This window comes from Heyndrickxia sp. NPDC080065 (assembly GCF_050281185.1).
Lineage (GTDB): Bacteria > Bacillota > Bacilli > Bacillales > Bacillaceae_C > Heyndrickxia.
This window is the reverse complement of sequence record NZ_JBNNWS010000008.1, coordinates 39,671-62,405: the sequence shown is the minus strand read 5'-3', so window position 1 is coordinate 62,405 and position 22,735 is coordinate 39,671. Positions and strand designations below refer to the sequence as shown.

22 protein-coding genes are annotated in these 22,735 nt (G+C 34.3%); 12 read left to right on the top strand and 10 right to left on the bottom strand.

Features of this window, described 5'->3' with window-relative positions; genetic code table 11:
• Positions 1–89: 89 nt before the first annotated feature.
• Entirely contained in the window at positions 90–1,034 is a 945-nt protein-coding gene (locus ACQKP0_RS10950; RefSeq protein WP_427405879.1) for a lysophospholipase, read from the top strand.
• A gap of 35 nt (positions 1,035–1,069) precedes the next feature.
• On the opposite strand, the gene ACQKP0_RS10945 is transcribed toward ACQKP0_RS10950, so the two are convergent.
• Positions 1,070–1,909, bottom strand: a complete 840-nt coding sequence (locus tag ACQKP0_RS10945) for a GNAT family N-acetyltransferase (protein WP_427405878.1) — start codon at positions 1,907–1,909, stop codon at positions 1,070–1,072.
• A 33-nt stretch (positions 1,910–1,942) separates the two neighbouring features.
• Positions 1,943–2,434 (bottom strand): GNAT family N-acetyltransferase, encoded by a 492-nt coding sequence (locus tag ACQKP0_RS10940; protein ID WP_427405877.1) that lies wholly within the window; start codon positions 2,432–2,434, stop codon positions 1,943–1,945.
• Between the two features lie 258 nt (positions 2,435–2,692).
• Between ACQKP0_RS10940 and ACQKP0_RS10935 the strand changes: the two genes are divergently transcribed.
• Positions 2,693–3,991 (top strand): hemolysin family protein, encoded by a 1,299-nt coding sequence (locus tag ACQKP0_RS10935; RefSeq protein WP_427405876.1) that lies wholly within the window; start codon positions 2,693–2,695, stop codon positions 3,989–3,991.
• A gap of 71 nt (positions 3,992–4,062) precedes the next feature.
• On the opposite strand, the gene ACQKP0_RS10930 is transcribed toward ACQKP0_RS10935, so the two are convergent.
• Positions 4,063–4,542, bottom strand: coding sequence for a PCYCGC motif-containing (lipo)protein (locus ACQKP0_RS10930; RefSeq protein WP_427405875.1), 480 nt, complete (start codon positions 4,540–4,542; stop codon positions 4,063–4,065).
• A 167-nt stretch (positions 4,543–4,709) separates the two neighbouring features.
• Between ACQKP0_RS10930 and crcB (ACQKP0_RS10925) the strand changes: the two genes are divergently transcribed.
• The gene (crcB, locus tag ACQKP0_RS10925) at positions 4,710–5,132 is read left to right on the top strand and encodes a fluoride efflux transporter CrcB (protein WP_427406088.1); all 423 of its coding nucleotides are present in this window, start codon (positions 4,710–4,712) and stop codon (positions 5,130–5,132) included.
• A gap of 2 nt (positions 5,133–5,134) precedes the next feature.
• Positions 5,135–5,494, top strand: coding sequence for a fluoride efflux transporter CrcB (crcB, locus tag ACQKP0_RS10920; protein ID WP_427405874.1), 360 nt, complete (start codon positions 5,135–5,137; stop codon positions 5,492–5,494).
• Between the two features lie 95 nt (positions 5,495–5,589).
• On the opposite strand, the gene ACQKP0_RS10915 is transcribed toward crcB (ACQKP0_RS10920), so the two are convergent.
• Entirely contained in the window at positions 5,590–7,002 is a 1,413-nt protein-coding gene (locus ACQKP0_RS10915; protein ID WP_427405873.1) for a SpoVR family protein, read from the bottom strand.
• Between the two features lie 218 nt (positions 7,003–7,220).
• Between ACQKP0_RS10915 and ACQKP0_RS10910 the strand changes: the two genes are divergently transcribed.
• A complete protein-coding gene (locus ACQKP0_RS10910) occupies positions 7,221–7,547 on the top strand; it encodes a hypothetical protein (protein ID WP_427405872.1) in 327 nt (108 codons plus the stop codon).
• Between the two features lie 272 nt (positions 7,548–7,819).
• Here ACQKP0_RS10910 and ACQKP0_RS10905 read toward each other — a convergent pair whose 3' ends face one another.
• Positions 7,820–8,971, bottom strand: a complete 1,152-nt coding sequence (locus tag ACQKP0_RS10905) for a hypothetical protein (RefSeq protein WP_427405871.1) — start codon at positions 8,969–8,971, stop codon at positions 7,820–7,822.
• A gap of 263 nt (positions 8,972–9,234) precedes the next feature.
• On the opposite strand from ACQKP0_RS10905, the gene ACQKP0_RS10900 reads away from it, so the two are divergent.
• On the top strand, positions 9,235–9,507 hold the full coding sequence (locus ACQKP0_RS10900) for a YhdB family protein (protein ID WP_427405870.1): 273 nt from the start codon (positions 9,235–9,237) through the stop codon (positions 9,505–9,507).
• 158 nt (positions 9,508–9,665) lie between these two features.
• Here ACQKP0_RS10900 and ACQKP0_RS10895 read toward each other — a convergent pair whose 3' ends face one another.
• Positions 9,666–11,387 (bottom strand): phospho-sugar mutase, encoded by a 1,722-nt coding sequence (locus ACQKP0_RS10895; protein ID WP_427405869.1) that lies wholly within the window; start codon positions 11,385–11,387, stop codon positions 9,666–9,668.
• Between the two features lie 256 nt (positions 11,388–11,643).
• On the opposite strand from ACQKP0_RS10895, the gene ACQKP0_RS10890 reads away from it, so the two are divergent.
• The 3 genes from ACQKP0_RS10890 to ACQKP0_RS10880 all read left to right on the top strand — a co-directional run bounded on the left by ACQKP0_RS10890 (position 11,644) and on the right by ACQKP0_RS10880 (position 13,581).
• Entirely contained in the window at positions 11,644–12,075 is a 432-nt protein-coding gene (locus tag ACQKP0_RS10890) for a disulfide oxidoreductase (RefSeq protein ID WP_427405868.1), read from the top strand.
• A gap of 170 nt (positions 12,076–12,245) precedes the next feature.
• Positions 12,246–13,169, top strand: a complete 924-nt coding sequence (locus ACQKP0_RS10885) for an RluA family pseudouridine synthase (RefSeq protein ID WP_427405867.1) — start codon at positions 12,246–12,248, stop codon at positions 13,167–13,169.
• Between the two features lie 94 nt (positions 13,170–13,263).
• Positions 13,264–13,581, top strand: a complete 318-nt coding sequence (locus ACQKP0_RS10880) for a DUF3870 domain-containing protein (RefSeq protein ID WP_427405866.1) — start codon at positions 13,264–13,266, stop codon at positions 13,579–13,581.
• Between the two features lie 285 nt (positions 13,582–13,866).
• On the opposite strand, the gene ACQKP0_RS10875 is transcribed toward ACQKP0_RS10880, so the two are convergent.
• The 3 genes from ACQKP0_RS10875 to wrbA form a co-directional block, all read right to left on the bottom strand.
• Complete coding sequence (locus tag ACQKP0_RS10875) at positions 13,867–15,078, bottom strand: acyl-CoA dehydrogenase family protein (RefSeq protein WP_427405865.1); 1,212 nt, start codon at positions 15,076–15,078, stop codon at positions 13,867–13,869.
• 12 nt (positions 15,079–15,090) lie between these two features.
• A complete protein-coding gene (locus ACQKP0_RS10870) occupies positions 15,091–16,278 on the bottom strand; it encodes a CaiB/BaiF CoA transferase family protein (RefSeq protein ID WP_427405864.1) in 1,188 nt (395 codons plus the stop codon).
• A 489-nt stretch (positions 16,279–16,767) separates the two neighbouring features.
• Positions 16,768–17,379, bottom strand: a complete 612-nt coding sequence (wrbA, locus tag ACQKP0_RS10865) for an NAD(P)H:quinone oxidoreductase (protein ID WP_427405863.1) — start codon at positions 17,377–17,379, stop codon at positions 16,768–16,770.
• A 336-nt stretch (positions 17,380–17,715) separates the two neighbouring features.
• On the opposite strand from wrbA, the gene ACQKP0_RS10860 reads away from it, so the two are divergent.
• From ACQKP0_RS10860 to ACQKP0_RS10850, 3 genes are all read left to right on the top strand, one after another.
• Complete coding sequence (locus ACQKP0_RS10860; protein ID WP_427405862.1) at positions 17,716–18,336, top strand: DUF47 domain-containing protein; 621 nt, start codon at positions 17,716–17,718, stop codon at positions 18,334–18,336.
• Between the two features lie 11 nt (positions 18,337–18,347).
• Entirely contained in the window at positions 18,348–19,346 is a 999-nt protein-coding gene (locus ACQKP0_RS10855) for an inorganic phosphate transporter (RefSeq protein ID WP_427405861.1), read from the top strand.
• 388 nt (positions 19,347–19,734) lie between these two features.
• Positions 19,735–21,033, top strand: coding sequence for an NCS2 family permease (locus tag ACQKP0_RS10850; protein ID WP_427405860.1), 1,299 nt, complete (start codon positions 19,735–19,737; stop codon positions 21,031–21,033).
• Between the two features lie 261 nt (positions 21,034–21,294).
• On the opposite strand, the gene ACQKP0_RS10845 is transcribed toward ACQKP0_RS10850, so the two are convergent.
• Positions 21,295–22,734, bottom strand: coding sequence for a dihydrolipoyl dehydrogenase family protein (locus ACQKP0_RS10845; RefSeq protein ID WP_427405859.1), 1,440 nt, complete (start codon positions 22,732–22,734; stop codon positions 21,295–21,297).
• Between the last annotated feature and the right edge of the window lies 1 nt (position 22,735).

The following is a 22,735-nucleotide window of genomic DNA, read 5'->3' as shown; positions in this document are numbered from 1 at the left end:
TTGTTTATGATGCTTTTTTTCCTAAATATATGCAATAATTATATTAACCTTTTAAACATGGTATTTTATTGGTCGAGGGAGGTAATTTAATGGAGGTAACATCTACCTTTTTGAAAATGGATGATCAAGTTGAGGTATTTGTGAAGAAGTGGGAAAACCTGAACGAACAGCCTAATGCCATTGTTCAACTTTCACATGGAATGGCTGAGCATATTGAAAGATATGATGATTTCGCAAAATTTTTAGTCCAGCATAATATCTTTGTTTATGGAAACGACCATAGAGGACATGGGCGTACAGGGGAAAAAGCTGGATTATTTGGATTTTTTTCTGAACAGGAAGGCTTTGAGCGAGCCGTTGACGACCTCTATGCTGTTAACTTGCTCATTCAAAAAGAATATAAAGATGTTCCTATTATTTTATTAGGGCACAGCATGGGCTCTTTTTTAGCGAGAAGATATATTCAAAGGTATGGTGAATCAATTACTGGTGTTATCATATCTGGTACCGGTGGGAATCCGGGTTTAACAGGAAAGTTAGGTAAGCAGATTGCGAAACGAGAAATTCGAAAACACGGGTTAAAAACACCTAGTCCTTTACTGAATCGACTTTCATTTGGATCATATAATAAACATTTTTCTAACCTAAAAACAGAATTTGACTGGCTTTCCAGTGACCCCGATGAAGTTGAAAAATATATGAATGATCCACTTTGCGGCTTTGTGTGCAGCGCTGGATATTTTTATGATCTTTTAAAAGGTTTAGAAATGATTCATGATAACCGGCTGATTCAAAATATTCCAAAAGAACTTCCAATATTTATTTTCAGTGGTACCGAAGATCCGGTAGGCGGTTACTCAAAGGGAGTTCAAAAAGTCATTCAGCAATATAAAAGGAACGGATTAGAAAACATAGAATCGAAATTTTTCACAGATGGAAGACATGAAATGCTGAACGAAAAAAATAAGATAGATGTATATCATTTAATATTTCATTGGATTACTAGACAGCTGGAAAAGGAAAGTGAACTTTAAACTGTTCACTTTCCTTTTTAGGTTCTATATAAGTTTTAATGTTTCCGAATAACAATAGATTCTGCTACTTCTTCATAACCTATTTCCATATAAATTTTATTAGAGGTAGGGTTATCCAAATCTGTATATAGACTAGTAGTTTTATAACCTTGATCTAGCATGAATTGACTTAGAGCAGAAACACAATTTGAAGCATAACCCTTTTTTCTTTCATCTGCAGGCGTATAAACTAAACTAATGGTTATGTTATTTTGTGTGGGCCTTGTTGCATTAGCCATAGAAACCATTTTCCCATCTATTTCCCATGCATATAATCTTTGTCTATTAATTACTTCTTCTGCTTTTTTCCTTGCATCTTCTACTGTTATTGGTTCATTTACATCTACACAAAATTGATATACCCACTCACTAATGATTGGCAAATCAGTTAAATTAACTTTTCTTAATGCACCAACACCTATTGGAGCTTTTTTCACTTTTTCCAGCTTATAGATTTTTTGCTTCATTCGGATTTCAAATTGAATTCCACATGAAGTGGATAGTTTTTCACCTAGTTTTAACACAAGATTTCGATCCCCTTCTAATCCAGGAGCTTCCTTCAATTCTTCAATTAAATGATGAGTAATAGTCTCTAGCTCTTTATCTATCACTTGATTTGTATGTGATAGAATAATATTTCTTTCAGGATCAGTTTGTAATAGCACTAATATAATTTCTTTTTCTTTTATTAGAGTTGCCATTAAGGTTGGTTGTACATTTTCACCATTTTTAAGTAATCCCATAATTAAATTATTTACCACTTCATTTTTTTCCAGGTATGGGAAAGTATCTTTTTTAAATGAAAATAAATCATCGTATCTTTTAAAATCCGCCATCTTTATTCCTCCCGGTTAAATTAACAAAGCCATTTATAATAATTTTTGATATTTACTATGCTCATTTGACACACCCAAAAATTCAAAACCACTATTTTGATAAAATTGATTTAATTTTTCGTTCCCGCATACACAATCTAGCTTTAAATATTTCTTATCTGTTTGAATGTTATTATTAATCCAATTAAAAATTTCTTTACTAATTCCATTTTTCATATATTTCGGTTTTACTGCTAGCCTATGTAAATAGATTGAATCTGGTGGCACTTCTCCCCAAATATGTTTATCCCAATCATTTTGGTCCAAATACAGCGTAAAGGTAGCCATTATTTCTTCATCGTTAATTACTACATAAGTCTCTTTATTGACGATACATTGAATGATCTCCTCGTCTTCTCCTCCATCTAATAAATATGTCCATTGGTCAATTCCTTTATTTTTAATCCATAGGGCTGTCTCTTTTAGCAAATCAATAATACAACTTCCTTCTTTATCAGTAGCTAACCTAATTTGAATATTTTTCATTTTATCCCTCTTTCAATTCATACTTATCTGAAATTATTATATATTTTTTCTTTTATACCTTAATTAGACAATTTTTACAAGAAAAAATGAATAATTTTAAAATGATCTTTTATTATGTAATATTAAAAAAACTACAAAATTCGATTTTTATACATCTAAAGTTAAACTTTTTTCATTTAAAAAATGGTATATTATAATGGAAACATTATAAAAATTGAAATTTTCGGAGGTGAACCTCCACGTTTGTGGAGAAAATAATTGGACATAGTAAACTTAATAGTTTTGATGATTTTAATTGCATTAACTGCTTTTTTTGTTGCGGCAGAGTTCGCTGTTGTAAAGGTACGATCAACAAAAATTGATCAGCTTATACAAGATGGTAATAAGAATGCTGTCTCAGCAAGAAGAGTAATTAGTAGTTTAGATGAATATTTGTCTGCATGTCAGCTTGGTATAACTGTAACTGCACTTGGAATTGGTTGGTTAGGTGAACCTACTGTTGGTAAATTAATCGAAAAGATCTTTCATCAGTGGAATATGCCGAGTTCGGTTTCCTATACAGTCTCTGTAATTATTACATTTCTGATTATTACTTTTTTGCATGTAGTAGTCGGAGAGCTTGCACCAAAGACACTTGCTATACAGAAAGCTGAAACCATCACACTATTAGTTTCAAAACCGCTTATTTGGTTTTATAGAATTATGTTTCCGTTTATTTGGGCGTTAAATGGCTCTGCTCGTTTTATTACTGGATTGTTTGGCCTAAAGCCAGCATCAGAGCATGAACAAGCACACTCCGAGGAGGAGTTGCGTTTAATTCTTTCTGAGAGTTATCGAAAAGGCGAAATTAATCAATCCGAGTTTAAATATGTTAATAATATTTTCGAATTTGATGAACGAATCGCAAAGGAAATAATGGTGCCTCGTCCTGAAATTGTGTGTATCTCATCAGATTCTACTATCCAGGATGTATTAGACACAGTGAATATTGAAAGATATACTCGTTACCCAGTGATGGATGGTGACAAAGACAACATTATTGGGGTAATTAATATAAAAGAGTTGATAACCGCTTGGATTAATAAAGAAATAATCACTGAAAATATTCCAATTGATCGATTCGTTAAACCAATCATTCGTGTAATTGAGAGTATTCCTATTCATGATTTATTAGTTCGATTACAAAAAGAGCGAACACATATGGCCATTTTAATCGATGAATATGGCGGCACTGCAGGATTGGTCACCATTGAAGATATCTTAGAAGAAATTGTCGGAGAAATCCGTGATGAATTCGATACAGATGAAATATCAGAAGTCCGAAAAATCGCAAAAGACCACTATCTTTTTGCTGCAAAAGTTCGAATTGGCGATGTTAATGATCTATTAGGTATCAATCTTAATGAAGAAGAAGTAGATACAATCGGCGGCTGGATCCTTACGCAAAAATATAATGTAAAAAAAGATGATGTTATTGAAGCTGATGGATATTGTTTTAAGGTAAAAGAAATTGATGATCAGCATATATCCTATGTCGAAGTAACAAGAAAACAATAAGTTATATAGGAAAATTTCTCCGAAATGCTTGAGGGTGCCTCATAAATGTTAGAAACATTTGAGGCACCCTTTTAGATATTAGGTGTTGGTGTTGGTTTTGCATAACCTTCTTTGTATTTTTCGTCAATCTCTTTCCGAATTTCTTTTATCGTTTTTCCTTTATTAAAATCTACAACAGATTGTGCAGCAATTTCTAAGCATACATCACAATTTACCCCATGTTCATCCCAAACAACTGCTCCATTCTGTTTATTTTCTTGTATAAAACAGTCATAGTTATTTTGATGACCCATTTCTCCACAACCGCAATAGCATGGCATATGCTCTAATAATTCCTTGTGTGAGGCTGCTGCTTGATAAATGGTTTGAACTGTTTCTGATGTATTTGCCAAAAACTTTGGTAAAACATCTGCACCGGCTGTTTCTTCTCCCATTGGCATTGGATGTTTTTTATTCTGATCCACAATACTTTCATCATTCTTATTAGAACAGGCCGTAATGAAAAATATCGATACTAACAGAGTATAAAGAACGGTCCTTTTTCTAAACATTTATTCCCATCCCTTCAAGAATTGTTATAATTTTATTCTAAGAATAAATAAATAGATTAACAAGCTTTCTAACATAGATGACATCAAATTATCATAATTAACTGATTTCTCCTGCTCTTTTTGGATAGTGCTCTAATTTTTTGTATACTTGAAGTTGAGGTGAAATGATGATCTATATTGCTGTTGGAATTGGCGGTATGATTGGTGCCCTTCTACGTTATTATTTAGGTTTTAGTGTAGGTAATTGGTGGAGTTTTCCGTTTCCTCTGGGAACTTTTATTATCAATATGATTGGATGTTTTATTCTTGGCTGGCTTACAACTTATTTATCCAAAATTAAAAAGATACATCCCTTTATATTAACTGGATTTGGTACTGGTCTTGTTGGATCCTTTACAACCTTCTCTACTTTTAGTTATGAAACTGTCCATTTAATTCAACTCTCTTTATGGGGTACTGCTGCAGCTTATGTTTTATTCAGTCTTTGGGGTGGTTTATCGTTTTCTTTTTTCGGGTATCGATTGGGCAAAAAATGGTTTCGAAAACAAAGTGTTGCTTCTTTCTTAAAATCTGATGAAGGGGGAGAGTAATTATGCTCATTAATGCTTTTCTCGTTGCCATTGGAGGTTTTTTTGGAGCAGTCGTACGTTATGCAATTAGTATTTTGGTAAAGAACAAACTCTCCCCTTCTTTTCCTATTGCAACATTATTTGTTAATTTAACAGGTTCCTTCCTTCTCGGTTATATTTATGGAATGGGAACAAGCGGGCCCTTAACGCTTCTATTCGGTACTGGATTTCTGGGCGCCTATACTACGTTTTCAACATTTAAATTAGAGAATGTACAATTGATTGAAAAAAGAAATTGGAAATTCCTAATGATATATTTAGGAGTAAGTTATAGTCTAGGAATCTTACTTGCTTTCCTAGGTATGAAGTTAGGTGGAATTTAATTCTTTTAAAAAAAATGAGCAAAGCTGCAGTTACAATATCTGCAGCTCATCTTTTATCCATATTCCCAACAGGAAAGTGTCACATAAAAGCCTCTCTATAAATACTTCCTCTGTACACTGCGCCCATCATGGCTAAAAAGCATTTCCTTGCCTTCTACAATTGATTCTAAATGTACCGTTCTACCCCAAAGCTGGTGAAGATAGGGCAGTACTTTTTCAAGATATTTTAAATCTAATTCAATCCCTTCATACCAATGCTTTAAGTAAAGTTCACCGTTTTTCATATAGTCCCCATCATTTACAGTAATATACGGAAATCCTCCATTTACACGCATGCTAACTAATTGCTCACGAACCTCTTTCCATTCTTTGTCGATAATTTTATAATCTCGACCTTGCTTTTGGAATAAATACATATCTTCACGGGTAACTAGTTCTTTCGTTAAATAATTGCGTAAAAAGGAAATATCTCCTTCTATTTCTCTTACTTCAAATATTTTTTCGCGACCAGAGTCTGGCTTTTCTCCTCGCTTAATCATTTCGTCTGTTGGATTATTCCAACGCTCTTCAATATCCTCAAATATTTTCACCCCTAGGTAATAAGGATTTATTCCCGTTTTAGATGGCTGAACGACACCTGCATTTAACTTAGCAAACTCAATTGCTTCATCACTAGTTAAGTCCATTTCTCGAAGGATTCTTTGATGCCAGAATGATGCCCAGCCTTCATTCATGATTTTCGTTTCAAGCTGTGGCCAGAAATAGAGCATTTCCTCACGTATCATCGTCATAATATCTCTTTGCCAGTCAGATAATTCACGGCTATATTGTTCAATAAATAGCATGACATCCTTTTCAGGCTGTGGTGGGAATTTCTTTATCTTTTTCTTTTTTTCCGGTTTTTTATTCTTTTCATCTAGTAACCATAAATCATCATATGGAGTGGTGGACGTTTTTTCTTCCTCCCATTCCTCTTCATCCTCTTCCGTCCATGATAAGTTCGGTCTCATGAGCGAAGGATCAATATGTTCTTCGATGGCTAGAACAGCATCAATAAATTTTTCTACTTCGCTTTTTCCGTATTTAATTTCATATGCTCGAATTCTCTCAGCGGTTGCAGACATGCTTTCAACCATATCTCGCTTTGTATTTCGAAACCTAACGTTGTTCTTAAAGAAATCACAATGAGCTAGAACATGAGCGACAATTAATTTGTTTTGTATTAAGGAATTAGAATCAAGAAGAAAGGCATAACATGGATTCGAATTAATAACTAGTTCATAGATTTTGCTAAGCCCTAAATCATAATGGAGTTTCATTTTGAAAAACTGTTTCCCAAAGCTCCAATGTGAGAAACGTGTAGGCATTCCATAAGCACCAAAGGTATAAATGATATCGGCTGGACATATTTCATAACGCATCGGATAAAAATCCAAACCAAATCCAGTAGCAATTTCAGTTATTTCAGAGATTGCATATTCTAATGTTTTTTGATCTTCATGATTCATCCAGTACTCCCCCTTAATCGTGAATATTTTGACAGGCGGGTATTCCAACTGTTTTTTTCCTCTTAACACAATGTATGTGTCATGTAGTTGAATTTGTACCAGAATTCACACAAAGTTTTTTAAAGCTTTCTTATAATTTTCGAAAAAACGACTGATTTCATTCCCATTTTTTTGCTGAAAGTTGTGTTAGAATAAAGACATTAGATTGGAGGACGAACATGGGTTTTTACTTATTAGCTGGGGTTTTCATCCTTTTAATTCTCGCAGCCATTATTGGAATTAAATATTCAAGAAAATTATATAAAGAAAAACATCCATTAAAGAACTTACCTTTTGCTTTATTTTTCAGTATCGCTTTAATTTCCGGACTTATATATGTTTTCGGAGCAAAAAAATTGGAACCTAGTATTGATATCACTCTTAGTTGGATGATGTTGACAATGGGACTCTTTTTTTCATCAGGAATTGTTTTTTTCAGTGGTTTTTTTATGCAGCAAAAAGAGAAAGAGCAGATAACCCAAGCTAAGAAAAAAGACGAAAGATAAAAATGCTGTATGATTTTGTTTTCATACAGCATTTTTTATTTAAGGCTGTTTTCGTAAAGTTTGTTGCTTTTTTAGTGATATTTTATTAACAAATCTGAGTTGATTGTAGCGGAGGACACTTGACTCCTGCGGGAAAAAGAGGGAAGTGGGAGACCCCGCAGGCGGTAACGCCGAGGAGGCTCCCATCCCTCCCCGCGGAAAGCAAGTGTCTGGAGTGGAAATCAACGGACTAAGTTTATAGTCTAAAAACAACAATTTATACGAAAACAGCCTTATTTAATAATCTTTCCAAAATAATAAATGGGAATGGTAATAAAAGAAAAAACACAAGCTATGAAGTAGACCAATTGAACTCCAAATTGTTCTACAATATAACCTGTTACTAAAACACTAATAGCCATGAGAATGGTCATAGTAGTACCTTGACTATCCAAAATACTAGTTAGCTTATTTGGATTAATCTTTTCAATAAAAGCTGAATAGACCAAATTTTCTTTTAATTGATTACAAAAGCTTGCTACTAAAAAAAGAAACAATACTATAATCAAGCTTCGATTAATCGCCAATAAAAGAAGTACAATTGATATGACGCTGCAAAAAATAAAAATCATTTGATATTGAAATTTGACCAAAGTCGAATGAAATTTCTTTTGAATGAAATGTGCTAATACCATTCCAATAAAAAATACTGCATTTACTATCCCCCACCAGAATTCTCCCTTTTTTAGCTCTAAATGGACGAATAGATAGAGAATGGATGCAATCCATACAATTTTAATGATAGTTTCTAAAACGTAAATAAAATGAAATTTTGTAAGATGAAAATATTTTTTAACTCCTATCATTCGATCCATAAAACTTTTTTGATAAATTGATTTTTTCCTCTGCGGTACACTGAAAAAAATAATTAAACATATTAAAGACAAAATACAAGTTACGATCAGTATCCCTTCAGAATTTATTTTTTCAAAAAGCATTCCCGCAATAAACCATCCACTTAATAAGATTGCTTGGTCCAAATAGGATAGAAAGCCAGCAGACTCCATTGAATCTTCCCTATTTGAGATAAAAGAATGAAGAATGTTTGAATGTTGTTGCAATAATCCATTTAAAACTAATACCAGCAATGTGACAAATTGAATGAAAAAAAGTGAAACTGATTGATATGAATCGTAAAACACTAAGATTAATAACAAAATCGTTTTAACAAATTGTAAAACAGATGCTTTCATTTTAAACATAATTGAGTTTAAAGTATTTCCAATAAATTTACCGATGATTATTAAAAAAGTAATTATCGCTAATTGCCAAGCTGATTCAGTTTTTCTATAAACGATCGTAATTACAGCAAACAAATAGAAAATCTCTGTATATGTAGATAGTAAATTTCCAAGCCATAAATAACGATAAATACTTGTTTTCACTACTTCTCCCCCTTCTATTATTCAAGGTTATGGATTTGTTTTCCGAATATACCCTGTGAATATTAATCCCTTTTCTTTTTTATTTTCTTTAGACCTAAAAAAACAATTATTCATGTAAAAATAAAGCAACTAGATAGGAGAAGGACACCCAAGTTTTTCTGCGGCAATTTCTAGTTGAGCTGCATATACTACATACAACTCCTTAAAGTGTTTTCATACACTAACGAGTTCCTTTGTTGAACGTTTAAAAGGAGGGGTTTGCTTTGAATAGTGTTGATTATGATCGTGCCCTTTATTATGCCCATCGATCCCAATGGGATAATCTGCTAATTTTAATGGTACGAACAAAAGACAATATGCTTTCCAAAAGAATTGAACATCTTCTTCACGCCTATCATTTCTCGCATGACTATACAGTGATTGAACGTAAACTATATTCTCTTCTGCGGTATATAGATCATGCACATGAAATGAATGAATCAATCGATTCAACTAATGTAATAAGTGCTGATGCTATTCACTATACCAAAATATAATTCAAAGCAATACCAAACAAAAAAAGAGGGCAGCCTAAAAACTTTTAGGTAACCCTCTTTTTAGGCTTTGGTAAACAATGTTAAAATTTCATATGCGTTCAGCTAATTATACTTCGTTTAGAAATCGCTCAAGAAAGTTAAACAATTACAAAGCTTTTTTAAAGCATTTGATGGATAATGCTCATAAATTGTTTTGTTAAATCAGTTCGTTTTTGTTCACTATCGGATAAGTTTTCCCCAACTACACTAAAATAAAATTTAATTTTTGGTTCGGTACCTGATGGGCGTAAGCATACCCATGAACCATCTTCCAAGAAATATTTAAGAACATTGGATTTAGGAAGTTGTATAGAACTCGTTTTGCCGCTCTTAATATCAGTTCTTAATTGATTCTTGTAATCCTCTGACGCTACAACCTTTATATCACCTATATGAGTCAAAGGATCGTTTCTGAACGAGTTAAGTATGTTGCTTATTTGTTCAGCACCTTCTTTTCCTTTCAAAGTTAACGATTCTAACCCTTCTTTAAAAAATCCATGCTTTTTATAAATATCCAACAACACATCGTATAAAGTTTTCCCTGCTTTTTTATAATATGCACATGCTTCACAAGCTAATAGTGCTGCTTGAACAGCATCCTTATCACGAGCAAAATCACCGATTAAATAACCATATGATTCTTCATAGCCAAATAAAAATTGAAATTCCTTTGTTTTCTCATATTGAGCAATTTTTTCACCAATAAATTTAAATCCTGTTAATACATCTTCTGTAGGGATTTGATAACTCCCAGCAATTTTCCGTCCAATTTCAGAAGTAACGATCGTTTTGAAAACAATTCCATTACTCGGTAGGGTACCCTTTGATCGTTTTTGGGACAAAACATATTCTAAAAGAATGGCACCTGTTTCATTACCAGTCAATAAGACATATTCTCCCTGTTGATTTTTAACGGCAATACCTAGTCTATCTGCATCAGGATCTGTTGCAATCAAAATATCTGCATCACTTTTCATACCGTATTCAATAGCTAATGTAAATGCAGCCTTTTCCTCAGGATTAGGTGATGTTACTGTAGAAAACTGTGAATCCGGTTGTTCTTGTTCTTTAACAATCATTACATTATTAAATCCAAATGCTTGTAATCCATCTTTTACAGGTTTATTCCCTGTCCCGTGCAAAGGTGTATAAACGATTCGAATATCTGAATTTACATTAGGATTTTCACTTATTGTTTTTAATTTCTCAACATACACTTTATCAATATTTTCACCAATCATTGTGATTAGATCGTTTGCTTTCAATTCTTCTTCAGTCAGCACTTTTATTTGCAGCTCATTGTCTACTTCATTCACCTTTGCAATGACTTCATCTGCAATACTAGGTGAAAGTTGTGCCCCATCTTCGCCATAAACCTTATATCCATTATATTCTGGTGGATTATGGCTAGCAGTAATGACAATTCCTGAAAATGCGTGTAAATAGCGAACAGCAAATGATAGCTCTGGAGTCGGGCGCAGTTCTTTAAACACATATGTTTTTATTCCGTGACTTGCTAGTGTTTTTGCTGCTTCCATTGCAAATTCAGGAGATTTATGGCGTGAGTCGTAAGCAATAACAACTCCTCTGCATTTTGCTTCTTCTCCCTTTTCCTCTATGTATCTTGCCAAACCTTCAGACGCTTTTCGTACTGTGTATATATTCATTCGATTTGTACCAGGTCCTATAACACCACGCATACCACCTGTTCCGAATTCCAAATTTTTATAAAAAGCATCTTCTAAGAGCTTTTCATCTTTTGATATAGTATTTAATTGATTTTTCATTTCATCATCTAATTCGTGATGCTTGTTCCAACGATCATATTCTTCTCTCCACATACTAAATCTTCCCTTTCTTTACGAAAAAAGCTTAACACCCGAATCTATGCTCTTTTCATTTGTATTAAATCTTTTAATTTAAAATTACGGATCATATACAAAAAAGAACCTTATTGATAAATTTTACTAAAATTCATATAAAATGTGAAACACTTATCAAATTTTAAGTATTTATAACAATCCATTTTATTTACTTTTATCGTTTAGTAATACTATAATTTTAACTAATTAAGTTTTATGTTAAAGGAGTTTTACTATGCATAAAAATGATAAAATACGTGATAACTTATGGCTTTTCGCTTGGACAGTGTCGATAATAGCGTTGTTAGGCAGCCTATATTTTTCAGAAGTTCGTCACTTTAACCCATGCAAACTTTGTTGGTACCAGCGAATACTTATGTATCCTTTGACGATAATTATTGGGATGTCAGTTTTTAGAAGAGATTATCGCATATCAATTTATATTGCTGTCTTATCTGGTATCGGTATGATAACATCTCTTTATCATTATTCAATCCAAAAAGTTCCGTTTCTTAGTAGCCATGCACCTGCATGTGGCCCGATTTCATGTACAGGTGAATATATAAATTGGTTAGGATTTATTACCATTCCTTTTTTAGCATTGATCGCTTTCATTATTATTTTTATATCAAGTATTATTGTATTTAAGCTTTCAAAAAATGACTAAAAAATAAGAAACGCGCAAGCGCTGGAGCTAGACATAACAGACACTTTTCGTGTCTAATATCCTTAGTAAATTTTATACTTTCTTACCTTATGATAAAAAAGTGGTCCTCATTAATGGACCACTTTTGTTAAATCAAGGCTGCCATTATTAACCGTGTGAAAGGACAAATTATGCAGACAAATAGAAATGGAAAATGGCTAGAATTTATCGTTCCCTTAGAATGGGATAATCTTTCTATAGAATCCATTCTGAAAGACAAGTGGAAGGTTCCAAAAAAATTAATGCATGAATTTCGAATGGAAAAAGCTGTTCGGATAAATGGAGAATTTATCAATTGGACAATACCGCTATCTTCAGGCTCAGTTTTTGAAATAGCTATTTTCCGAAATGAAGACTATGGGGTCATTCCTCAAGATCTATCAATTGAAGTCTTATATGAAGATGATCATCTATTAGTAATAAATAAAATAGCAGGGATTGAGACACATCCTAACGCCGAAGGACAAATGAATACATTAGCTAACGGAGTTGCTTTTCATTATCAGCAAAAAAATGAGTACCATCGGGTTCGACATATCCATCGTCTTGATAAAGATACATCAGGTGCTCTTATCTTTGCAAAGAATGCTTTAAGTCATGTTATGTTAGACAGATTGCTAAATGAAAGAAGGATAAAAAGGACCTATTATGCATTAGTACATGGGGTTATACATTCCTCTTCTATGATTATTAACGAACCTATTGGACGAGATCGACACCACCCCACTCGAAGAAGGGTCTCAAAATCAGGTCAACCAGCAATTACTAAGGTAAAAGTGTTAAAAACATTTACGAAAGAGAAAATGACACTTATACAATGTTCCCTTGAAACTGGGAGAACTCACCAAATTAGAGTTCATCTTAGTTCGATCGGGCATCCTCTTATTGGAGACATCCTTTATGGAGGAAAACCAATTTTTAAAAGACAAGCTCTTCATGCAGGAAAACTTACTTTTACACATCCGTTTTCTGAAGAATGCTTGGAAATCATCGCCCCATTCAATGATGATCCACCTATCCTTCAAAAGTTTTCTGAACAAACACATGGAAACTGATTCCTTGTGTTTGTTGTACTTTTCATAATATTATATACTAGTTTTAGATAGATTTTTCTTAATTTTCTAATACATAAGTGGAGGGAGAATACATATGAACACACTATTCATCGCTGGACATGCGAAGCTTCCTGCTGGTATGGCTGCGAAAAGTATATATGAGACTCTGACGATTACCGCTGAAATAGACCGGAAGTATGGAGTAATTGTAGAAGCAACCTGTACGTTAGCTACCGAACACGGACGTGATTTTATAGCTCATTTATTAAAAGGATACAGTTTAATAGATGGTATTGAGGCACCACTTAACGAATTAAAGAATTGCTATTTTGGTAAAGCATACAACGCATTATCATCAGCTCTAAAAGATTTACATAAACAATATCAGCTGATTTTAGGAACAAAAGCGTAAGCGCCGTAGCTCTAGCGTACGGATTTCGTAGTCTTCGACTGAGATAAAGGAAACACGGTGAGGTAGTTTTCGAGCCGATGTTGACTTATCGTAGGGAGGAGACGGAGAAATCCGCTAGCCGACGGCTGCTTGCGCTAGACGTAAACCTCGCTCTTCATAAAGTTATCCACAGTGCGAATATTTTATAATTTCCTAAGCGAAAAATTAGAGAAGACTGAAAATCTTCTCTACATGGTAGTGGCTGTATTAGAAGAAATCGGCGAGTTAGCCGATTTCTTTTTTATTTTACACAGGTAGATTGGAATCTACCTTAAATGGCCAAGAAGGTAGCATTTCATTTAAAGGTTTATCTTCACGGTATCCTAAAACGTATTCCGCCTGCATAATCGTATGGATTTCACGAGTTCCCTCATAAATGACTGGCGCCTTTGAGTTCCTCAAATATCTTTCTACTGGATATTCGTTAGAATATCCATATGCACCATGGATTTGCACAGCATCATCTGCCGCTTTATTGGCAAAATCACAAGCTTGCCATTTTGCAAGTGAGGTTTCACGCGTATTGCGTTTCCCTTGATTTTTTAATTCGCCAGCTCTATATACTAGGAACCGGCTCATTTGCAAACCTGCCTCCATATTAGCAATCATTTGCTGAACAAGCTGATGCTTGCCAATCTCTTTTCCAAATGTTTTCCTCTCATGGCAATACTTCACACTTGCCTCGAGTGATGCCATAATCAATCCGCAAGCTCCAGCAGCCACTGTAAATCTACCATTATCTAAAGCAGACATAGCAATTTTAAATCCTTCTCCTTCTTTTCCAAGTAAATTTTCCTTTGGAACTTTTACTTGATCAAAAAAGATCTCTCCCGTATTTCCTGCACGGATTCCCAGTTTACCTTTAATTGCTTTAGACGAAAATCCTGGCATTGTTCGTTCAACGATGAATGCAGAGATTCCATGATGCTTCTTACTCTTATCTGTGTAAGCAAAAACTAAGAAATGATCAGCAACATCACATAAGGAAATCCATGTTTTTTGTCCATTTAAAATATAATAGTCTCCATCTTTAACAGCTGTTGTACTTAATGCTGCAACATCTGAACCCGCCCCTGGTTCTGTAAGTCCAAAGGCACCTATTTTAGTCCCTTTTGCTTGCGGTGTTAAATACTTTTGTTTTTGTTCCTCTGTTCCCCATTGTAATAAAGTCAAACTATTTAACCCAGTATGCACAGAAACTGCAGTCCGATAGGCTGTATCCCCTCTTTCTAATTCTTCACAGACAATCGCTAATGAATTATAATCCATTCCGCTTCCACCATAGCTTTCAGGAATACATACTCCCATTAAGCCCAACTCTGCTAATCGTTTCATAATACTTGGCTGAAAAAGTCCTTCCGAATCCCACTCACCAATATATGGCATAATTTCTTTATCTACAAAATTTCGTACGGTTGATCTTAACATTTTTTGTTCTTCTGAAAAATCAAAATTCATGTCTCCACTCTCCTAAACAATATTTTTGTTTTTATATTCAATAATTTGATCTTCTGTATACCCTAAACCCTTCAGTATTTCATTTGTATGCTCACCTGGAAGAGGCGGATGCTGTTTTACTTGTACAGGTGTTTTAGATAATTTAAGTGGACTGCCGACAAGCTTTATTTTTCCTGCTTCTGGATGTTCTTTTTCAATCACCATCTCTCTCACAAGTACTTGTTCATTTTGAAATACCTTTTCAAGATTATTTATAGGTCCACATGGAATTCCATTTTCATTACATAATTCCTGCCAATATTCAGTTGGCTTAGCACCCAGGGCTTGCTGCAGTATAGGTATTAAAAGATCTCTGTTCTCCACCCTTTTCGCATTATTAATAAATAAAGGGTCAGTAATTAAAGATTCACTTCCTATTATGTGCGTAAACTTTTCAAATTGACGGTCATTCCCTATTGCAATGACCATTTTTCCATTTGATGTATCAAATGTTTGATAAGGGACAATATTGGCATGAACATTACCGAGCAGACCAGGAATTTTTTCAGACATTAAATAATTACTTGCAATATTTACAAGAGAACTCACTCCTGCATCAAACAAGGAAATATCCAACTTTTGACCTGTACCAGATTTGCTCTTCTCAATTAATGCCGCTTGTATCCCTACACATGCATATAACCCTGTTAATATGTCGGTTATAGCCACTCCTACTTTTTGCGGGCCCGATTCTGAATCGCCTGTTATGCTCATTAAGCCGCACATTGCTTGAATAATGTAATCATAACCAGGCAAGTGTTTATACGGACCTGTTTCACCAAAGCCAGTTATGGAGCAATAGACAAGTCCTTTATTTATATTTGATAGACTTTCATAATCAAGCCCTAAACGCTCCATGGTCCCTGTTTTAAAATTATGAATAAGGACATCACATTCATTAATCAAATTTCTTATAATTTCTTTTCCTTCTTCAGATTTTAAATTGACTGTTAAACTTTTTTTATTTCGATTTGCACAAAGATAATAGGCACTTACTTCATTCTTAAAAGGCGGACCCCAGGTTCTTGTGTCATCACTACCTCCGGGAGCCTCAATTTTAATCACCTCTGCACCTAAATCTCCTAAAACCATTGTACAAAGAGGCCCTGCTAATACCCTTGTTAAATCCAAAACCTTTATCCCACTTAATGCTTCTGTCAATTATATCCCCCCTTTCAAAGTACAAATGCGTAAGCGTCTTGTTCATCGGCGTACGGATTTCGTAGTCTTCGACTGAGATAAAGGAAACACAGCGAGGTAGTTCACGAGCTGATGTTGACTTATCGTAGGGAGGAGACGGAGAAATCTGCTAGCCGATAGGCGCTGAAGCTAGACGTAGACAATTTATTCAAAAATTATCCACAGGGTTAAATTTTATAATTTCCTATTAAACAAAAAAGCCAGACTTCCATTTGTGAATAAACACTAAAATGGAAGACTGGCTTATAATCTGTTGAAACCATTTCGGTAAGAAATGTAAACAGACTTAACAGTCAATAATAAAATTTTTAATACTAATTCCTGTAATTGCCTAAAGGTTAGTTCAGGTCAAAGGAACTTATTAATGCTATATTACAGATATTTTACTATATTCCTAATAATTTGTGAATACTTAAATGAATAAATTTCTAATACAAAAAGACATTAATATTATTGTAGGCCAGCTTTCACCCATTCAGCTACTTGAACAGTACGTTTTGCTTGATGTTTTACTGCGCCTTCAACATCTTCCACCATGCTTCCATCTTGTCCAACTGTGACAGTAGTTCCGTAAGGATTTCCTCCTGCTGCATAGATAGAGGGATCAGTATACCCCGGTGCTGCAATAATTGCTCCCCAATGCATCATTGATGTGTAAATCGTGTGAATGGTTTGTTCTTGGCCGCCATTTGAATTACCTGCTGAGGACATTGCACTCACAACTTTATTTACAGTTTTTCCTTGTGCCCATAGCCCACCTAATGTATCAAAAAATTGTTTCATTTGAGAAGGAATATTACCAAATCTAGTCGGGGCGCTAAAGATAATGGCATCTGCCCATTCGATATCATTTCCTGTGGCTACAGGAACACTTTGAGTTTCATCATAATGCTTCTTCCAAGCAGGATTTGATTCAATCGCTGCTGGCGGTGCTAACTCTTGAACTTTTAATATTTTCACTTCCGCGCCAGCTTCTTTTGCTGAATCCTCTGCCCATTTGGCAAGCTGATAGTTCGTTCCTGTTGAACTATAGTAAATAATGGCTAATTTAACATTTGTCATATGAAGAACTCTCCTTTAGTCGTTTTAATTTTTATTCTCCGCCACCCAGGACACATTTAGTTTGCTCAACTAAAAATCTAATAACCCTATTGAATCTTCTCAAATTAAATCAAAATGATAAATCTCAACTCCGAGATAAAATATTAATAATTTCATCCCTTTTGTAAAACAATAGATAATATACATAAGTCCTAAATATTTTCATTAAATTGTGAAAAAATAGAGTCAAAAATGGAAGCGTATTCATGAAAAATTTCGACATATTTCTTTTCTCTTTTCAAAAAATCATATAAAATATAAACGTTTGATAAACCAAAGCTTTTAGGAGGCTCTTTAATGGTATTTAAAAACAAGAAGGACAAATTTGCTGTATTGTTAGGGGAAATTTCGACAAATTTAAGAGAAAGCATGAATTATTTTGCTGATTACAAGCTAAATAATTCTAGTGATTTAAAAATCTTTGCTCAAAAAATGAAGGAATATGAATCACAAGGGGATACATATGTTCATCAAATGATTTTGGAGCTTAATGATACATTTATCACTCCAATTGAAAGGGAGGACTTATTAACTCTTACCAATAGCCTTGATGATATATTGGATGGCCTTGAGCACTGTGCATATATTTTTGAGGTATATAATATTACTGCTGCTGATGACTATATGTATAAATTTGTCGATGCAATTCGTAATGCGACTATAGAAATTGAAAAGGCAATTGATCTTATGTTCAGTAAAAAACTCCCTAGCATGCGTCCACACGCAATTAAGATCAAGGAGTATGAATCTATTTGTGACGATGTTTTACGGGATTCAATTAAAGAGCTTTTCAAAACAGAAAAGGACCCAATCCGGTTAATTAAATATAAGGAAGTATATGAAGATTTAGAAGAAATCGCTGACTATTGCCAAAGTGTTGCAAACATTTTAGAAACCATTATTATGAAGAACGCATAAGGAGTCTTTTTATGGATAGTGTACTTATCATTACATTACTTATCGTTGTTTGCGCGTTGGCTTTTGATTTTATTAACGGGTTTCATGATACAGCGAATGCAATTGCCACTGCTGTCTCTACAAAAGCTTTAAAACCCAGACATGCCATACTACTCGCAGCAATTATGAACTTTTTAGGAGCCATGACCTTTACTGGTGTTGCAAAAACAATTACAAAAGATATTGTTGATCCTTTTACACTACCAAATGGATCAATCGTAATACTTTCAGCGTTAATTGCCGCTATTGCATGGAATTTAATTACATGGTATTTCGGAATTCCAAGCAGCTCTTCACATGCAATCATCGGAGCAATTGCAGGAGCAGCAATAGCTGCAGCAGGTTTTGCATCATTAAATTATACAGGATTTATAAAAATTATTGAGGCACTAATTTTATCACCAATTATCGCTTTTACAGTTGGTTTCATTGTGTATAGTATTTTTAAAGTAGTTTTTAAAAACTTTAATTTAGGAAAAACAAATAAGCGTTTTCGCATCGTCCAAATTTTCACTGCCGCACTACAAGCATATACTCACGGTACAAATGATGCCCAAAAAGCGATGGGTATTATTACGATGGCATTAATGGCTAACAATTATGTTACAACAAATGATGTTCCACTTTGGGTTCAGGCTTCTTGTGCTACCGCAATGGGACTTGGAACTTCAATTGGCGGTTGGAAAATTATTAAAACTGTTGGCGGAAAAATTATGAAAATTAAACCTATCAATGGGGTTGCGGCCGATTTGAGTTCTGCTTTTATTATCTTTGGTGCAACTTATATACATTTACCTGTCAGTACAACCCATGTTATCTCTTCATCAATATTAGGGGTTGGAACCTCACATAGAGTCAAAGGCGTTAAATGGGATACTGCTCAAAGAATGATTATTACTTGGGTCATTACATTGCCTATTTCTGCCACATTAGCAGGATTAATTTATCTTCTTTTAAACAGTATTCTTTAAAAAAATAAAATATTTATTGATGTTTAACTTCGCTTTTGGATTAGAGCGAAGTTTTTTGTTTTTCTGTAACTAGGGATTTTTAAAAAAGATACTTTCTTAAACTACTTACCAACAAAAAAAGGGCAACAACCATCATTACAATAACTAGGATTTTTTCTTCTTTGTTTCCTTTCATTTGATGACAGACCCCACTTCCAATTTTAAATATTATTATAAAAAAACATTATTATTTATCATTAACTGGTCAAGCTAATATTAACCTTTTGAACACGATTTCCCCAGATTCACAAAACTAAAGATATCAAAAAAAGGGTTGCCATTCAAGTAAATAACGAATAATATATTATTTGTGATTTAAAAACGTTCGTTTTTTTGGAGGAATTTTCTCATGTTTAAGTTGAAAGAAAACGGCACAAATGCTAAAACAGAAATTATTGCAGGTCTAACAACATTTTTAACAATGGTCTACATCGTCATCGTAAACCCTGTTATTCTTGCTGATGCTGGTGTTCCGTTTGATCAAGTATTTATGGCTACCATTATCGCAGCAGTTATTGGTACTTTATGGATGGCACTCTTTGCTAACTATCCAATTGCTATTGCACCTGGTATGGGTATGAATGCATATTTTGCCTATTCAGTTGTCGGAAGTCATGGCAATATTGACTATGTAACTGCGTTTTCTGCAGTTTTTGTGGCTGGTATAATATTTATCATTTTGTCGCTTACACCTTTTAGAAAAAAATTAATTGAAGCTATACCAGAAAACCTAAAACATGGTATTACTGCAGGTATCGGATTATTTATCGCTTTTATTGGATTAAAGCAAACCGGTATCATCACTGCAAGTAAAAGTAACTTAGTTCAGTTAGGCAATCTTCATAGTCCCTTAACGATATTAGCTTTAGTAGGACTAGCTATTACATTAATATTAATGGTCAGAAATATTCATGGCGCACTCTTTATTGGAATGATTATTACTGCCATTATTGCACTTATTACAGGTCAATTATCCTTTAATAAAGGAATTATAGGGGTACCTCACTTACCAGAGTTTGTTATTCATAATCCTATATCTGCGTTTAGTGATGTATACACCCATAGTCTTTATGCGGTCGTATTTTCCTTTTTACTTGTCACAATTTTTGATACAACCGGAACGATGGTTGGAGTGGCAGAACAGGCTGGTCTTATGAAAGGAAAAACCATGCCGCGTGCACGTGAAGCATTACTTGCAGACTCCATTGCTACTACTATTGGGTCTATTTTTGGGACAAGTCCAACAAGCGCATTTGTTGAATCGACATCTGGTGTAGCTGCTGGTGGACGTACAGGTTTAACAACAGTTACAGTTGCCATTCTCTTTGTCATCTCATCATTTTTTGGACCTTTAGTAAGTGCTGTTTCAGGGCTATCTGCTATCACTGCACCTGCGCTGATTATTGTTGGAAGTTTAATGATCGGAAGCGTTGCTCATATTAAATGGAATGAGCTTGACGAGGCATTTCCAGCATTTATTATTATTCTCAGTATGCCTTTAACTTCAAGTATCGCAACTGGAATTGCCTTGGGCTTTATTTCCTATCCTCTATTAAAAGTTTTTAAAGGAAAATGGCGTGAAGTTCATCTACTCGTTTATTTTTTCGCAATACTGTTTTTCATTCAGCTTGCATTTTTACCACATTAAAAAAGAAAAGCGGAAGTGCCTTGCTTATTACCGTACGGATTTAGTAGGCTTCGACTGAGAAAAAGGAAACACGGCGAGGTACGAGTCGATGTTGACTTATCGTAGGGAGAAGACGGAGAAATTCGCTAGCTGATAGGCGCTGGAGCTAGACACAGCAGACACTTTTCATGCCTAATACCCTTAGTAAATAAATTTTATACTTTCTTACCTTTTAAAAAAAACGTCTATGCCACTATGACATAGACGTTTTTTATATCTCTACTATCTAATTACTACCTTTTCTTTACTTCCACTTCGCTTTGGTGATTGGTGAATGGAAAGACCTATTGTATCTTCCATGGCTTCGAGAATTCCCTCATTTATACTTGGGTGCGGATAGGATGGGAATAGGAAATCTTCGTCCCTAGCTATCATCTCCCCACCAATAACACCGGTTGAAATAAGCTCAATGGCTCCCTCTCCTATAATATGCATTCCTAAAAGCTGTTGGGTTTCTTCATTGATTATTACTTTAATAAATCCTTCCCGATTCCCGGTTAGCATAGAAAAGCCATTTCCAGGAAGCATATATTGGCCTGTTTTCACCGAATATCCTGCTTCTTTTGCCTGTTCCTCAGAATAGCCTACACATGCAATTGGCGGCTCAGAATGAACAACCTCCGACATCCAGGTGAGATCGACTTCACTTGGCTTCCCACAAATCCTTTCTGCAGCTGCTTTTCCTTGCTTAATAGCTTTCATTGCTAAGAATGGCCCTCCAGAAACATCTCCTACGGCAAAAATATGATTCAACTTTGTTTTCCCTTGTTTATCACAATAAATAAAATGATCTTTGTCCTCAGATAAGCCCAGTCGTTCTAATCCCAGCTCTTTTGTATTTCCGATATAAGATTCCTGAATATAATAAGCTTTTGCATAGATAGAAACACTTTCTTCCTTTTGATTAATAAAAGAACATTCTGCTCCATCCTCATTTTCAGAAAAGGAGAGGTCTGTCACATCTAAATATAAAGGAATCTTCCTTTTCTTTAGCTGCCTTCGTAATTCTTTTTCAATATCTTTATCAAAGGAAAAAAAATGATTTTTCTCTAAAATAATTGAGACTTCTGTCCCTAGTAAACTATAGGCAAACGCTGCTTCTAAAACAATATAATCTGAACCTACTAGTATTAATCGATCAGGTAAATCGTCTAAATTAAATAATTGCCTGGAATTCAGCTGATACTTAGAACCACTCATCTGATTAGCCGGCTTTACACCTGTCGCAATGATTGCATGTTCAAAATTTACTACTTCATAATGATGACCATTTTCAATTCCAACCTTATTTTCAGAAATAAAAGAAGCACAGCCATACATTACTTCAATTTTATTAGCCTTACATAATGATTCGACACCCGCTTTTAACTGGTTAACTATTTTTTCTTTATAAGATGTATATGATGCAAAATCGAAGTTTTTCATTTCAAATTGATAGCCTATATCTTCTAAATGTCTCCATCTATTTGCTTGTTTAGCTGCATGGGCAAATGTTTTAGAAGGAATACAGCCTTCATTTAAACAAATTCCACCAAGCTTTTCCTGTTCAATTAATAGAACATCCTTGCCTAATTGGGCTGCTCGAATGGCAGCTGTATAACCTCCTGGTCCACCACCAATTACAACTACTTCTTTTTCCTGTGCAATTTCTCCGACAACCATT

What these genes read in the sequence shown, in the direction of transcription:
- ACQKP0_RS10885 (WP_427405867.1), top strand. Translation starts at nt 12,246, where the DNA reads ATGCAGACAAATAGAAATGGAAAATGGCTAGAATTTATCGTTCCCTTA.
- ACQKP0_RS10850 (WP_427405860.1), top strand. Translation starts at nt 19,735, where the DNA reads ATGTTTAAGTTGAAAGAAAACGGCACAAATGCTAAAACAGAAATTATT.
- ACQKP0_RS10890 (WP_427405868.1), top strand. Translation starts at nt 11,644, where the DNA reads ATGCATAAAAATGATAAAATACGTGATAACTTATGGCTTTTCGCTTGG.
- crcB (WP_427405874.1), top strand. Translation starts at nt 5,135, where the DNA reads ATGCTCATTAATGCTTTTCTCGTTGCCATTGGAGGTTTTTTTGGAGCA.
- ACQKP0_RS10950 (WP_427405879.1), top strand. Translation starts at nt 90, where the DNA reads ATGGAGGTAACATCTACCTTTTTGAAAATGGATGATCAAGTTGAGGTA.
- ACQKP0_RS10875 (WP_427405865.1), bottom strand. Translation starts at nt 15,078, where the DNA reads ATGAATTTTGATTTTTCAGAAGAACAAAAAATGTTAAGATCAACCGTA.
- ACQKP0_RS10915 (WP_427405873.1), bottom strand. Translation starts at nt 7,002, where the DNA reads ATGAATCATGAAGATCAAAAAACATTAGAATATGCAATCTCTGAAATA.
- ACQKP0_RS10880 (WP_427405866.1), top strand. Translation starts at nt 13,264, where the DNA reads ATGAACACACTATTCATCGCTGGACATGCGAAGCTTCCTGCTGGTATG.
- ACQKP0_RS10895 (WP_427405869.1), bottom strand. Translation starts at nt 11,387, where the DNA reads ATGTGGAGAGAAGAATATGATCGTTGGAACAAGCATCACGAATTAGAT.
- crcB (WP_427406088.1), top strand. Translation starts at nt 4,710, where the DNA reads ATGATCTATATTGCTGTTGGAATTGGCGGTATGATTGGTGCCCTTCTA.
- ACQKP0_RS10945 (WP_427405878.1), bottom strand. Translation starts at nt 1,909, where the DNA reads ATGGCGGATTTTAAAAGATACGATGATTTATTTTCATTTAAAAAAGAT.
- ACQKP0_RS10845 (WP_427405859.1), bottom strand. Translation starts at nt 22,734, where the DNA reads ATGGTTGTCGGAGAAATTGCACAGGAAAAAGAAGTAGTTGTAATTGGT.
- ACQKP0_RS10930 (WP_427405875.1), bottom strand. Translation starts at nt 4,542, where the DNA reads ATGTTTAGAAAAAGGACCGTTCTTTATACTCTGTTAGTATCGATATTT.
- ACQKP0_RS10940 (WP_427405877.1), bottom strand. Translation starts at nt 2,434, where the DNA reads ATGAAAAATATTCAAATTAGGTTAGCTACTGATAAAGAAGGAAGTTGT.
- wrbA (WP_427405863.1), bottom strand. Translation starts at nt 17,379, where the DNA reads ATGACAAATGTTAAATTAGCCATTATTTACTATAGTTCAACAGGAACG.
- ACQKP0_RS10860 (WP_427405862.1), top strand. Translation starts at nt 17,716, where the DNA reads ATGGTATTTAAAAACAAGAAGGACAAATTTGCTGTATTGTTAGGGGAA.
- ACQKP0_RS10855 (WP_427405861.1), top strand. Translation starts at nt 18,348, where the DNA reads ATGGATAGTGTACTTATCATTACATTACTTATCGTTGTTTGCGCGTTG.
- ACQKP0_RS10910 (WP_427405872.1), top strand. Translation starts at nt 7,221, where the DNA reads ATGGGTTTTTACTTATTAGCTGGGGTTTTCATCCTTTTAATTCTCGCA.